The organism is Neoakkermansia glycaniphila (assembly GCF_001683795.1).
In the GTDB taxonomy this organism is placed as follows: domain Bacteria; phylum Verrucomicrobiota; class Verrucomicrobiia; order Verrucomicrobiales; family Akkermansiaceae; genus Akkermansia; species Akkermansia glycaniphila.
In genome coordinates, this window is the sequence record NZ_LIGX01000038.1 from 24052 (window position 1) to 38244 (window position 14193).

11 protein-coding genes are annotated in these 14193 nt (G+C 58.0%); 4 read left to right on the top strand and 7 right to left on the bottom strand.

Annotated features, from left to right (window positions below; all coding sequences use genetic code 11):
- Nucleotides 1–97: 97 nt before the first annotated feature.
- From mpl to AC781_RS10640, 4 genes are all read left to right on the top strand, one after another.
- Nucleotides 98–1507: a UDP-N-acetylmuramate:L-alanyl-gamma-D-glutamyl-meso-diaminopimelate ligase gene (mpl, locus tag AC781_RS10625; protein ID WP_067777548.1), complete on the top strand. Its 1410-nt coding sequence runs from the start codon at nucleotides 98–100 to the stop codon at nucleotides 1505–1507.
- Nucleotides 1508–1529: 22 nt separating this feature from the next.
- Complete coding sequence (locus AC781_RS14370) at nucleotides 1530–2111, top strand: sugar O-acetyltransferase (RefSeq protein WP_067777560.1); 582 nt, start codon at nucleotides 1530–1532, stop codon at nucleotides 2109–2111.
- 389 nt (nucleotides 2112–2500) lie between these two features.
- Entirely contained in the window at nucleotides 2501–10357 is a 7857-nt protein-coding gene (locus tag AC781_RS10635; protein ID WP_067777549.1) for a hypothetical protein, read from the top strand.
- Between the two features lie 353 nt (nucleotides 10358–10710).
- Nucleotides 10711–11136, top strand: coding sequence for a hypothetical protein (locus AC781_RS10640; RefSeq protein WP_141675889.1), 426 nt, complete (start codon nucleotides 10711–10713; stop codon nucleotides 11134–11136).
- Nucleotides 11137–11340: 204 nt separating this feature from the next.
- Here AC781_RS10640 and AC781_RS10645 read toward each other — a convergent pair whose 3' ends face one another.
- The 7 genes from AC781_RS10645 to AC781_RS10675 all read right to left on the bottom strand — a co-directional run bounded on the left by AC781_RS10645 (nucleotide 11341) and on the right by AC781_RS10675 (nucleotide 14191).
- Nucleotides 11341–11913 (bottom strand): hypothetical protein, encoded by a 573-nt coding sequence (locus AC781_RS10645; protein ID WP_067777551.1) that lies wholly within the window; start codon nucleotides 11911–11913, stop codon nucleotides 11341–11343.
- Nucleotides 11914–11971: 58 nt separating this feature from the next.
- Entirely contained in the window at nucleotides 11972–12439 is a 468-nt protein-coding gene (locus AC781_RS10650; RefSeq protein ID WP_067777552.1) for a hypothetical protein, read from the bottom strand.
- 7 nt (nucleotides 12440–12446) lie between these two features.
- A complete protein-coding gene (locus tag AC781_RS10655) occupies nucleotides 12447–12965 on the bottom strand; it encodes a host-nuclease inhibitor Gam family protein (protein ID WP_067777553.1) in 519 nt (172 codons plus the stop codon).
- A 45-nt stretch (nucleotides 12966–13010) separates the two neighbouring features.
- Nucleotides 13011–13256 (bottom strand): hypothetical protein, encoded by a 246-nt coding sequence (locus AC781_RS10660; RefSeq protein WP_067777554.1) that lies wholly within the window; start codon nucleotides 13254–13256, stop codon nucleotides 13011–13013.
- A 46-nt stretch (nucleotides 13257–13302) separates the two neighbouring features.
- Nucleotides 13303–13596, bottom strand: coding sequence for a hypothetical protein (locus tag AC781_RS10665; RefSeq protein ID WP_067777555.1), 294 nt, complete (start codon nucleotides 13594–13596; stop codon nucleotides 13303–13305).
- A complete protein-coding gene (locus AC781_RS13800; protein ID WP_156850336.1) occupies nucleotides 13593–13823 on the bottom strand; it encodes a hypothetical protein in 231 nt (76 codons plus the stop codon). The genes AC781_RS10665 and AC781_RS13800 overlap by 4 nt, the downstream gene beginning before the upstream one ends.
- A 122-nt stretch (nucleotides 13824–13945) precedes the next feature.
- Nucleotides 13946–14191, bottom strand: a complete 246-nt coding sequence (locus AC781_RS10675; RefSeq protein WP_067777557.1) for a hypothetical protein — start codon at nucleotides 14189–14191, stop codon at nucleotides 13946–13948.
- Nucleotides 14192–14193 lie beyond the last annotated feature (2 nt).

Genomic DNA, 14193 nt, shown 5'->3' on the forward strand with positions numbered 1-14193 from the left:
ACTCTCTTGATTTTGAAGGGCAACTGCCGTATGATTTCCCGGTCCGGGCGGGAGTGTGAAGCCCGGCATGCGCCAATAATCAAGGGAATCTTTTTATATGCAACATTTTCATTTTCTCGGAATCTGCGGTACGGCGATGGGCGCCGTGGCGGCAGCCATGGCCCGCAAGGGCTACACCGTGACCGGATCGGATGCGAAGATCTATCCTCCGATGTCCGACTTCCTCGCTGCCGAAAACATTCGCATGTTCGACGGCTACGCCGCTTCCAACATTCCGGCGGAGGCCGATGTGATCGTCGTGGGCAATGCGATGAGCCGGGGCAATCTCGAGGTGGAGGCCGTGCTGGAGCGGAAGCTTTACTATGTGTCGCTGCCGGAGGTGATGAAGGAGCATTTCCTGCGCGGCAAGAAAAACTATGTGGTGACCGGCACCCATGGCAAGACGACGACGACTTCCATGCTCGCATGGATCATGGAGTACACCGGGAAGGATCCCAGCTTCATGATCGGCGGCATCGCCAATAATCTGAAGCGCGGCGGGAGGTTCACGGATTCCGAGTTCTGCGTGCTGGAGGGCGATGAGTACGATACCGCCTTTTTCGACAAGCGTTCCAAGTTCCTGCATTATCTGCCGGAGGTCGTGATCGTTAACAATATCGAGTTCGACCACGCGGATATTTACAACAACGTCGAGGAAATCAAGAGGAGTTTCCGCCACCTGCTGCGAGTCGTCCCCCGCAATGGCCTTGCCCTCGTGAATGCGGACGATCCGAATTGCCTCGACCTGACCCGCCCCGGCGAGGACGGCAAGCCCGTACCCTGCCCGGTTCAGACGCTCGGTTTCTCGAAGGATGCCGACATCCGAATTTCCGATGTGGAATACAAGCCCGAAGGCTGTACGTGGAAGCTGGAAGGCTATCTCTATGAACTGCCGATGATCGGCGAGTTCAACGTGCGCAATGCTTCGATGGCCATTACGGCGGCGCGGTTTGCAGGCATTCCCCAGGAGGTCGTCGCCGAGAGCCTTCGCAGGTTCGAAGGCGTAGCCCGCCGCCAGCAGGTGCGCGGCGAGGAGGACGGTATCACCGTGGTGGACGATTTCGCGCACCATCCCACCGCCATCAAGCACGCGGTGACGGGGTTGCGGCAGCGCTATCCCGGAGCGCGCATCTGGGGCGTGTTCGAGCCCCGTTCCAATACGACGATGCGGAAGATTTTCCAGAATGAGCTGGCTCTTGCGCTGGCCACGGCGGACAGGCCCGTCGTCTCCGCTCTGGAGAACAAGGAGAAGATCAGCAAGGAAGACCAGCTGGATATCGACAAGCTCGGCAAGGATCTGGAAGCTCTCGGCCGCCAGGTTTTCATCGGGCAGGATGTGCCCGCCATCGTGAAGCATATTCAGGCCGAGGCCCAGCCGGGCGATGTGGTGCTTGTGATGAGCAACGGCGGTTTCGACGGTATTCACGGCAAGCTGCTCGAGGCGTTCAAGAACAGGAAGAAAGACTAGAAGGGAAAGGAAGGCCGCCATGATGACCGAGCGTGAAAAGATGCTGGCCGGCGAGCTGTACGATTGCGGCGATGCCGAGCTGATGCGCCGGTGGCATGAAGCGAAGGATCTGGCCCGCGAGTACAACAATCTCGCCTCTGCCGATTTGGAAGGCCGGGAACGCGTGCTTGCGCGGCTTCTGGGCAGCCGGGGTGCGCATAGCTGGATCACGGCGCCCTTTTATGTGGACTACGGGGAGAATATCCACCTCGGCGATCACTGCGAGATCAATATGAACTGTACCTTTCTCGATTGCAACCGCATCGAGATCGGCGACCATGCGTTGATTGCGCCGAACGTGCAGATTTACACCGCCTTCCATCCGACGAATGCGGCGGACAGGTTCGGTGAATCCTCCGGCGAAGGGTTCGCCTTTTGCAAGACGCTTACGGCGCCGGTCGTGATCGGCAAGAATGTGTGGATCGGGGGCGGTGCGATGATACTGCCCGGCGTGACGATCGGGGACAATGTCGTGATCGGCGCGGGGAGCGTGGTCACGCATTCCATCCCGTCGAACACGGTGGCGTTCGGCAACCCCTGCTGCGTTGTCCGTGCGAATCGTTGAACGGGAATGCAAATTCCGCCTGTGGAACAGGGGGATTGGCGGTATGTACGGCTCTTCAATGGGCAGAAATGCATATTCGTTTGTTATCCGGCAGGTCCTGCCTTTGCGTCCGGAAATTTCGCCCTTGCCGTCAAAAGACCACAAGTAGACCAGAGATGCAATCCTAATTGTATATACGGATGTTTTCAACTATGGGGTACACGTTTCCCTTATGCTTTTAATGGTAATATTAATCGCTCATAATAAAAGCTAACAATTTATGGGATGGATTTGTTTCTCAATATTATGCAATCTCAATTGTAATTGTTTGATTGCCATGAGACGTCTTTTGCGATATCATCTATTTACTTGATACCAAGCGCGCGAATTGCTAATTAATAAAAGTAACTATGAAATTGCATATCCCCACAGCATGGCGCAAGGCAATTCTTGCCGCCCAACTGACTCTCTCCCTGACTTGCAACCTTGCCCATGGGACTACCCATACGTGGCTGGGTAATAACTCTTCGGTAGGTACAGCGGCGAACTGGGATCCGGCGGTCAACTCTGCAGGTACGGCGGCAGGTTTCAGGATAGGCAATACAGCCAATCCTTATGCCAATATCATGCTTTTGGGGGAAGAGCCCGCCAATAAAACTCTCAGTGTGGATTACGGCAATTCGAATATAACGCATTTCACGATCGGCGGCATGGTTGTGTCCGGTTCAGGTTATGCCATAAACGCCAACAATGCAACGCGTGTGGCGAACTTCACGGGAGGCTCCGTTGTAGACGGGAGGACGACCTGTTTGCTGGATCTGCGCTATTCGACGTCATTCAACGGCAGTTTTGTCGCCATGAATTTGTGGAGCAATCTGGATGTGAGCATTGCAGCCGGCCAGACGTTGACCTTCAACAAGTATCTGACCAATAATACGACCGCCGGAAGAACGGACATGGGGAACATCTATGTATATGGAGGCGGTACATTTTATGTCAACTCGTCGGGGGCGACTGCCGCTTTCAATCAGTCCAGCGTGACGGGCGCGCCACTCTCTTCCGGCTGGTTCGTCAGCGATGCATCCACTCTGCGCGTCAAGGATGCCACGACGCTGGGCACGGGCGCCATTACCTTGAACGGCGGAAGATTGGAGTTTGACGCCATCCCTGCCGCCATTGCCAATGCGCTGAATGTCGGCGCACAGGGAGGAACAATCGCCGCCGGAACGGAAACCGTAAATCTGGCCGGAACTCTCTCATGGCAGGGAACATCGCTTGGAACGCTGGATTTTGGTTCGGCGAATGTCACGCTGGCTACGGGGCAAGTCATCCATCTTGCTCCGGGCGTTGCAGACGGATCCTACATCCTGCTGACGACGACCGGGACGCTGAGTTACGATGCCGCGCAATTTCAGGTGACCGGTTTATCCGGCCGCACGACCGTCGACTGGTCTTCTTCGACGGCGCAGTCTCTGATTGCGAATGTGGCTGCGATCGATCTTGTCTGGAACGGCTCGCCGGGCAGTATGACCTGGGACATCGATAATAATTCCAATCAGAACTGGCTGAATGGCAGTGCCGCCGATTACTTCCATGCCGACGACCATGTCACATTCTCCGCACAAGGGGCAGGCACGGTCATACTGAGCGGCGATATCGGCTCGCCTTCGATCCATGTGGCAGGCGGCGATTACACCTTCGTGGCGGATGCCGGAGGAGGCAAGCTGACGGGGAGCAATACGGCATTGAGGGTCGGAGCAGGGTCGTTGACTTTGAATTTGACCAATGATTATGGAGGCGGTACCACGGTAAGCGGCGGTACGTTGATCGTGCAGCAGTCAGGCGCATTGGGCACCGGTGCCATATCGGTAAGCGGGGGCTCGTTGGTCGTGCGGCATACGGGTGGATGGGGTACCGGAGCAGTATCGGTGACAGGCGGGTCGCTTGTGTTCGATACGGCCGCGTCAATGATCCTGAGCAATGCGATCACATGTACGGATGGCCGCCTTGTCGTCTCGGGAGGCAACACGAGATTCAATGGCGCACTTTCTTTGGGTGCGGGTGGGCTGAGCGTGGGCAATGATGCTGCCGGGTACGTATTCATGACCGGCACCGTTGGATTGACGGCATCCCAGACATGGGATCTCGCAGCGGGCAAAACACTGCGCATAGGCGCACCGGCAGGTGCAGCGACCATCTCGGCGACAAATCCGGGTACTGTCATTACCGTGGCCGGAGGAGGTCGCGTTCAGATGGATACGGGATCCAACCTGTCGAACTTGAACTGGATCGTTACCGGAGGATCTTCATTGGCCATTGCTGCGCATAACTGGGGTGGTTCGGTCACTCTTGACAACGGCTCCATGGCGACGGGTTTTGCCGGCATGACGGTTGATGGTACGGCTTGGAGAAACAATCAGGGGAACTGGACCATGCCGATGTCCATCAATATTGCAGATGGCGGCGGCGTATTCAGCATGTTCTTTAATAACAATGCGGCCCGTGCAGCCACCTTATCGGGTGTTTTGTCGGGCAGCGGAGCGTTCACCATCACCAGGGATGTTTCTTCCTTCACCGGGGCGAACGCTGCCTGTACGGGTGCCTTGACGTTAAGCGGCGACAATGCGGGCTATACGGGGATTCTGACGCTCGACGGTGCGGGCAGCACGGCGGCGATGTCGCTGTCGGTGACCGGTACCATGTTCCAGGGCGATTTGGTCTTGCAGGGAACCAATACGAGCCTTACCATCGGTGGAACCACTGCCGACGAAACGTACGGCGGAGCCATCAGCGGCACCGGAAGCGTGACGGTGAATCGCAGCGGCCAGACGGTAACGTTTACCGGAACCAACACCTATACCGGCAATACGACCATTGCGGCAAATACCACGTTGCAACTGGCGGGAGCCGGCACTCTTGGCACGGGCGATATTACCCTGAACAACAATTCCACGCTGCGGAGCGATGCGGCGGCGCGTACGATCAATGCCAATGTAGCAGTCTCAGGCACGAGTGCCGTGACGCTGGGAGCTGCCGGCAGCGGCGCCTTGACATTTGCCGGAAGGTTGACATTGGGCAGCGATCAAACATTCAATGTGGCGTCGGATGTCAGCTTTACAGAAAGCCTGTACGACGGAGGCACAAAAACATTTGCCTTGGCGGACGGTGCGAATATGAAACTGGGCCGCATCACGTCAAGCGACACGACGGCAAGCGGAGCCCATTTGACAGTGAGCGGCCGGGGTACTCTGGATGCTGGTACGATGACACGCAGTGCCGGAGCCACGTGGGCGTTCGATACAACATTGGGGGCAGATGCCGTACTCCTGTTTTCGACGGGCGATACTTACGTTGCGGGCAGCGTGAATGATTGGGAGACAAAAATCACAGGCGAAGGAAGCATCGTCATGGATGGCGGCGGCAGTGTGCGGCTTTCCGGGTCCGGCAACAATGGAGCGAGCGATTATACGGGCGATACGGTGATCCGAAACGGAACCCTTATCGCAGGGAGTGCCACGGCGTTCGGTGCGAGTTCGATCATACTTTCCGGCGGCACGCTGGATATGGCTGCGTTTACGGTGGCGAATCCGATCCGTATTACAGACAGCAATTCCGTCTTGACGGCCGGCACGGGCGGCGCCTCTACCGGAGGGATCACTCTTGCTCCCCATATAACTCTCAATACGAGGAATGTGACGCATACGGGCACCATTTACTTTACGAGCGCCGACAACTTCTGGAATATCCGGGGGGATGCTCCGGCAGGTACGGTCGTTGATTTCAATGGAGTGACCGACTTCACCATCGGTGACCACATCAAAGTGGCCCTGTGGGACGGCGGTGCGCTGACGGATGCCATGGTGACCGTAGCTGCCTCGACGACAGACGTATCCTACACGCTGGAATATCTGGCAAACGGCGAACTGTGGCTTCAGGTGGATCCGAATTTCCAGGATGCCTACGGGTGGCGTGGCTCATCGGCCGATGCATCTTTGGCCGATGCTTGGATCGTACCGTCCGGGCACACGGGTGCGCCGACGGCAAACGATCGAATCGTATTCGCGGATTCGGCTTTTGCAGCGGCGGCTGCGACGACGCTCCAAATCAACCCCGGTGGATTGAGTGTAAGAGATATTCTCGTCAATATGTCTGCTCAGAACACATATGAAATTATTGGTGATTCCGGCTTCACGACGACTGGGTCATTGGTGAAGAACGGTGCTGGCACTTTGGTTGTAGGAGTGAACAACCACTTTGCGAATGTAGAACTTCGGGATGGTACGACGGAAATCCGGACGGCGGGAGCGCTGGGCACGGGCACCGTCACCATGAGCGATGGGGCGACGCTGAAATACGGGGCGAACGCCTCGGGCTGGGAAGACGACATCCTCTCGGGCAACCTGACGCTGGCCGCGGGCTCCACCGCCGCGCACATCGACATCTCGCAGGCGGCAGGCATCGTCACATGGACCGAGTACCTGGGCACCACCGCCATCACCAAGAGCGGAGCCGGCACCCTCAAACTCAGCCAGACGGCGCTCACGACCGCCGCCATCACCGCCACTGACGGCGTACTGGAACTGGCAGGCGCCACCACCTACAGCGGCAGCATCACCCTCAACGGCACGGCGAGCGCCCTCAACCTCACGGGCACCACCACCTTCGCCAACGGCTTCACGCTGGCGCTGGGCGACAAAACCATGACCCTCACGGGCACGCTCACCGACCGCAATGCGGCCGTCGGCTACGATGCCACCGTCAACGGGGGCACCCTCACCTTCGGAGCTGCCGCCAGCACCTACACGGGCAAACTCACCATGACGGGCAACGCCACGCTCAGCACGGATGGCAACGCCACTCTGGCCGGCACCATTGCACAGGTAGCGGGCAGCACGCTCAACCTCGCGGGCACGGGCACCTTCATCGGCACACTGGGAGCGACGGATGTCGCGCTCGGAGCCGGCACGGGCCTCCAGCTCAACGCGAACGCCACGATGAACAACCTTGTCATGACGGACACCTCCCGCCTGAGCGGAGCGCACACGCTCACCCTCTCTTCGGGCGACCTGAACGGCACGGTGGACAACGCCACCGCCATCGCCATGACGGGCGGCACGAACGGCACGGGCAGCCTGAACCTGAACGGGATCGACATGGGCGCCCTCACCGTCACGGGAGGCAACATCACGGGAGCGACTGGAACGATCGGACAGGTCCACATCAACGTGGCCCGTGCGCTGACGACGAACTTCGGAGGCATGGACGCCGCCAAAATCACATCGCTCCGCACCACGAACGGCGGAGCGCGCATCACGGGCCTGACGGGTACGGCAACGCTGAACACGGCCTTCCTGACCTTCGGCACCGGAACGGCCAGCATCAACGGCGCAGGTGCGGACACCGCGAAAAGCATCGTCACGGGAGCGAACCTCACTGTCAACGGCGCCTTCACCGCCAACCTCTCCGACGAACTCGTGGCAGCGCTGAAAACGGCCATCGGCAACGACTCGGCCACAGTCAGCCTGTTTGCCACGAACGGAACGCTGACGGCGAACATCGGCGACATCGTCTTCGGCAACTCGATGTCTCTCAAAGTCGCGGACACGCAGATCCAGGGCGGCAACATCAACTTCACCGCCCGCCTGAACACGGTCTTCGTGGCTTCCGTGGACGGAGCCTTGACGCAGCCGGACGCCTACACGCTCGCAACCTATCAGAGCCTGGACGGCTTCACCGCCGTCCAGATGGACCATGACATGCTCATCGACCTGCCGGGCACGGCGCCTGCCGACAAAACGGACGGCCTCGTCATCAACCAAATGTACGGCAACGGCGAAGCCAGCCGCACGGCCACGCTCACCTTGCAGAGCAGCGTCGCGGGCGAACAGACGCTCGTCACCCTGCGCAACGGCACATCGGACACCACCTACCTCGGCAACCTCACCGCCACCGACACGAAACTGGTCAAAGACGGAACATACGGCCTCGGCATCGGCGGCAACGTCACGATTGGCAGCAACAGCCTGCTTCAAGTCAAAGAAGGCAAACTCGCCCTGACGGGTGCAGGCAAAACCAACGACATCTCGGCGCTGCAGGTGGATGCGCACGGCACCTTCGCCGCCACGGGAGCGCAAAGCCGCACCACCCTCGGCACGCTGGACCTGCAGGGCGGCCGCATGGAAATCGGAGGCAACCGCAGCACCCTCACGGTAAACGGACTTGCCGCCGGATCCAACGGCTCCATCGACGTGGCCGACAACGCCACCATGATCCTGGCCCTGCCGCAGGCATCGATGTACACCGGCAGCCTCGCGAGCAGCGACAACACCGGCAACCTCGACATCCGGAACGGCTCGCTCATGCTGGCCGCGGACAGCAGCATCCGGGGACTCTCCCTGAACCTCGCCGCCTCCACCGGCCTTGACCTTGCAGACGGCAGCTCCGCCACCGTACGCGGCCTCCAAATGGCCGCGGGCAGCAGCCTCACGGGCACCGGCGACGTCACCACCACGGCCGGAGGCACGATCGAGGGCGACCTGCACAACTACAGCGGCACCCTGGCCAACACGAACGGCACCCTCGCCATCAACGGCACGGGCGGCCTTGAAACCGCACTGACCGCCACGGGAAGCGGCACGATCGCCCTGAACTACGCCGGAGGCAACGCCAGCTACCGCCAGGTCAACATCGGGCAGGGCGGCACAGTCATCCTGAACGGAGCCAACGGCAACGGACAGAACAACCAGCTTCGCATCGACGGCGGCTCCATCGCAGCGGGCGGCACCCTCGGCTTCATCGTCAACACGGCGGCGGCCGGACTCTTCCCCAACAGCGACAGCCCCCTCATCAGCAACACCGGTGTCCTGAACGTATCGGACGGAGCCCGCTTCAGCTTCTCTGCAGCGAGCAACCAAAGCATCATCAACGGCAGCATGCCCATCGACATCACCCTGGCCGACGGAGTCGTCCTGACGGGAGACGGCAACTACACCATCTCCTACGACAAACTCTTCAGCAAATACTTTGATGCGAACCTCTCCACCGTCCACGTCAAAAACGGCAAACTCGTCCTCACCACCTCCGCCAACACGCGCGGCTTCTACGTCCATGAAGCCACGACCGTCAACGGACGTGCCGGCGGCGCCCTGCTGGACAACATGCTGGTCACGGTCAACCCGCAGGCGACGGCTGCAGACAGCAACCTCTCCAGACTGATGACGGAACTCGACAACCAGATCAACCAGAACACGGCATCGGGCAAAGCGGCAGCCAACACCATCATGGCGGCGGCTGCAGGGGCCACGGTCACCACCCTCAACGCGGCGCAGCTCGGCACCCAGGAACGCAACATGCGAGCCATCCGCAACCGCACCGTCACCATGGGAATCGACCCCTCTGTCGTCCAGCAGGACCTCCCCTACTGGAACGCCTGGGCCAGCTTCAACGGAGCCAACAGCGACATCTCGCAGAACGGAGACCAGCCCGGCTACAAACTCAGCAGCTGGGGCGGCACCATCGGAGCTGACAGCGACATCAGCCGCCACATCACCCTCGGCGTCGCCTTCACCGCCAACTACGGCAAACTCACCGCCACCGGGGCGGACACCGCCAGCGGACATGTCGACAGCTACCTCGCCAGCCTCTACCTCCGCGGACAGAGCGGCAAATGGTCCCACGTCGGCATCCTCACGGGCGGCACCGCGAAAGCCGACCTCGACCGCACCGTCAACTACGGCGCCGGCCAGTACAAAACCAGCGGCACCACGGACGGCAGCAGCTTCGGCGCCATGTACGAACTCGCCTACGACATCGCGCTGGACACCGACTACAAATCCCTCGTCCAGCCCCTCTTCAACGCCAGCCTCAACAGCGCGCGCATGAAAGGCTACACGGAAACGGGAGCGGGCAACGCCAACCTCAGCGTCGAAAACATGGACACCACCTACGGCACGGTAGGAGTGGGCGGCCGCTACATCGCCTCCGTCGGGCAAAACCTCTTCAACCGCACGGCCACCCTCGAAGCGCGGGCCCTGCTCCTGCAGGACATAGGAGACCGGCAGGTAGAAGCGGACGTAGCCTTTGCGGACGCGAAAGGGTACAAACGCACGGTAGAAGGAATCAAACCCGGAAGCACGGGAGTGGAAGTAGGCCTCGGACTCACGATACCGGTCGAACTGCAAAGCAGCATCTTCATGGAAATCAACCTTGATGCGCGCAGCCGGAGCACGGAAGTAAGCGGAGGAATCGGCTACCGCTACAACTTCTAAAGGAACGGCGCGAACCAACCGACCGCAACCACGCAACGGCAGAGCCGGAGGGGATTTTTCCCCTCCGGCTTTTGCTTGTGCACAAAAAGAATTATTTATACCATTATAATCGCAGCGTATTTATTGGTAGCGGATTGCATATCCGTTTCCATGTTCGTGCTTCACATAAAATAACATAGACAAAATTTTGGTGCTTTTATCACTTTGCAAAAAACACGTAATAATCATAATCTATTGAATAAATGCATGTTGCAATTACATATTGACAACGGATATGCAATCCGGTAAAATGCAGTTTCTTTCGTGGCGGAGAAAATCGTCTGAATGGTAACTTCCTTTATATTACATTGATTATGTTGAAAACACTCTTTTTATCCTTAACGTGCATGGTCGCCGTGGCACATGCAGGTGAACGTTTGGAAGATCGCCTCAAGTATCTTTGGGATTTTGATCTGGCTCCCAATGCCGGCGGGGTTGATTTGTCCAATAGTGCGCTTTCGGCCGGGGCCAAAAATCCCGGCATCCAGTCGTTGGGGAAGACGGGAACGCAGTACTTGAATTATACGACGGCGTCGAATGGAGGAAAATTCGGAACTTCCTATAATGCCTCCAACACGGGCACCTATCCCAAGATTTCGAATGCAAACGGTATCGGTCTGACGTATCAGGACGGTTTTACCGTATCGATGTGGATCAAACCGACGAATAGCACCGTGTGGGGTGATTACTTCACCATCGGCACATCTACCCGTTCGGGTGGTGCGACCAATGATCAGTGACACTAGGGGTGAGATTACCTTAGATATGGGTTAAAAGCCTTGAAAACACGGGGCTGGCGGGTGCGATCCGGGGCAAATGCGTATTTGAGATGAAGACCTGTAAAAACACCGGAGTTGACATGTAGTTTAGACGTAGCGACGAATACGGGCAAAAGAACGCCGCCGTGCATTTTTGGTGCTCGGCGGCGGCTTGTTGCAGGCTGTTTAGCGTTTTCCGGGGCCACGGATGTTGAAATGATCGGCCAGGCGTTCGGGAGGAACGCTGGGTTGTGTGGCGTGGTGTTCGATCGGGGGTTCGTCCAATCCCAGAGCGTCGATCTCGCGGCGTACTTTGGCGCGGCCTCGGTTGTTGACGGTGTAGACGAGTTGCCAGACTTGGCCAGGTTTCAGCATGGCGCACATGTCGTCCAACGTCCATCCTGCCTCGATCGTGATGTGGAACTTGTCGCGGATCAGTTTCGCCATGTAGACCAGCGGCAGCTCGAAACGCATGATTGCATCCTTCAGGAAGTGAACCGCTTTGGCATGGGGCGTGTATGTCTGGTAGGATTTGGCGGGATTGGCTTCGCCTGCAATTCCGGCAAAGGCATCATAGAGCCGTCCATAGTCGCTATTGGAAAGCTGCGTGAAGGAGTCCTGCCCGCAATGCTGTGTCGACAATGTGCGCCGGAATTCTTCATAGGAACCATACGCGCCGGTACCGGCTATCTGATTCCATGCCTTGCGGGATACCGCGAACAGGGATTTCCGTTGCCGCTCTGATAATTTCGTAGCCATATTCAAAAAAGTGGGTAAGCATGCTCCGCGTACCATCCATGCACGGAGCATGCATGGGTCAGGCACCGGGCGATGATTTGTCCGGAAGCTCCCCTGTCTTTTGTTGATGTCGTGCCATATCGGAGTCAAACCTATAAATAGGAATCCCCATATCATCAACTGCCACCTGCGTGACCCCCTCTCGCTTGAGGCCGACGGCCATGATGGGCATGCCGTCTGTGGCTCGGTAGCCTGACACGCACATAGTAAGCATGGCGGCGATATGCGCCTTATGCCTATTGATAGATGGGACAGCCACCGCAGACAGGAGGTTGATCGCATAATGAACCATAGATGCATCGTGATGCAGATCGCCGCTTGCGTGACAAAGCGCATGCGCTGCATCCTGTAAATCGGGAAGAGACGTGCGGATCAGGCCTATCGCCTCATCAGCAAATTTGATATTATCCTGTATCTCGCTTACCTGTTTACATGTTTTTTCGTCCGTGTTTTTCATCGTCATTTTCGTTTGTTGGTTTCTGTTCATGCACAGGTCAGTTGTTTTCGTCAATCGCATTATCCTTCGCCTTGACCCAGAAGCTTTCTGCCTGGGCGGCGACGACTCCGCAGGCGATCATCTCTTCCGGAGACAGGCCGGACAAGACGCGATCCTTCTGCACTTCCGTGACCGTTCGCACGCAGTCGTCATGCCCGTTGCTCTGGAGCCGGGTGCAGACAAGTTCCCACGTGTTGTCTTTGACAAGTTCCAGCCTTCGCTTCCCGGTGCGGAATCCGAATGTGGCCAGTTCCGTGGAACCGCTCTTCTTTTTCAGGCCGATCAGCCTCGCCCGGTGGCGAACAGCGTAAGATTCGGCCAGGGCAATCAGCGCGTCCCGGTCCTCAGTCAGCCTGTTGATTTTTTCTTCATGAGGTTCACGCGCCTTTTGCATGGCTTTGTCCATCTCGGCCGTACGGCTGTTGATGCGCACGTTCAGGCGGGCGATCCTGTTCACGGTATCCGTGAATTGCTGGTCATCGGCAATGCCGGTATTTCTGGTATTGGTGGTGGTCATCGTCTATCGAATAGTGAAATGGTAATGGGTAGTTGGGGAATCGCGTTACGCCCTATTTACAATCTCCGCGCAGAATTGGCAAAAGAGGCTGTTGAGGTGCTTGGCAACCTCAATCCATCGACTCTGCTCCTCGGAGGAGAGATTGAGGAACCCCGTATAAGCCTCATCGGGAGACTTACCGTCTTCCAAGGCGGAGTCAGTGGCATCGCGCAAATACACGAACCGCGCTTCAGCGGCGTAGTATTCCATCTTATCCTGCATCATTTTTTTAGTGTCGTTTTCTGTTTCCATTTTTTTGGTCTTTGTGTGTTGTTTGGTGTGGGTAGTTGAAGATTGTCTAGTCGAAGATGGCGGTTGGAGGGTGAGGCTGCGCGGCACGCTTGCGGTCAAGCAGCGCGACGATAATCTCCGGACTCGGCAAGTGAGTACTCAGGTACCGGGCGAACATCAGGGCATCAACATTAGCCTGGTGCGGCTTGAGCAATGCTGGCTCGGGACCGTAGGCAATATTGACAACACCGGGTTGAGTGGTCGGTTCGGCATTGCAGTAGGGAGACAGTCGAAGCGCGACCAGCGCCCTGTTAATCTCCGCGGCTGCCCATCGGTTGGCTTCTGGCGCATTGTCAATCATGCCTCACCTCCTTGCTCTTTCGGGGCCCATGGAGAACCGGGTGTGACGACGTATTCGCCATCCCGTCCCGGATGGGGAGACAGCGTCACTACTTGCAGCAAATGATCGCACAGCAGGCGGCGGTATTTGGGGCAGCGAGTCTGGTAAAACATATCCTGATGCGGCATATCCCGCAGGAATCGCATACACAGATAGAGGCATGGTTCGTCGCACAGGGCGGCGCTCATCAAATATCCAGCCGCCAGATGAAAGCAGTTGAAACATTTATGGCGCGGTTCCGGCCTCAGTAGGTCCACAGTGGAGCATTGGCGCCGGATCGCGGTCCGTCTTTTTTGTAATGGGTGTGTGTTCATGATTCGAATTGGTAATCATTCGGGATTTCGGAGGGAGGTACCACGCGCCAGGCATTGGCGCATTGGATGTAGGTGGCGGCCGCCCAGTTGGTGATGGCGGCGTAGCAGAAGGCGTAGCGGTGTCCCGTCTGGCGCATCCAGACTTCCACGCCCATCATCACATCGTAGTGGGCGACGACGTGCCCGGCGTGCATGGCCGTAATGGCTGCATAGGTCGAAAGCGGATAATGCGGTTTGTCCATGG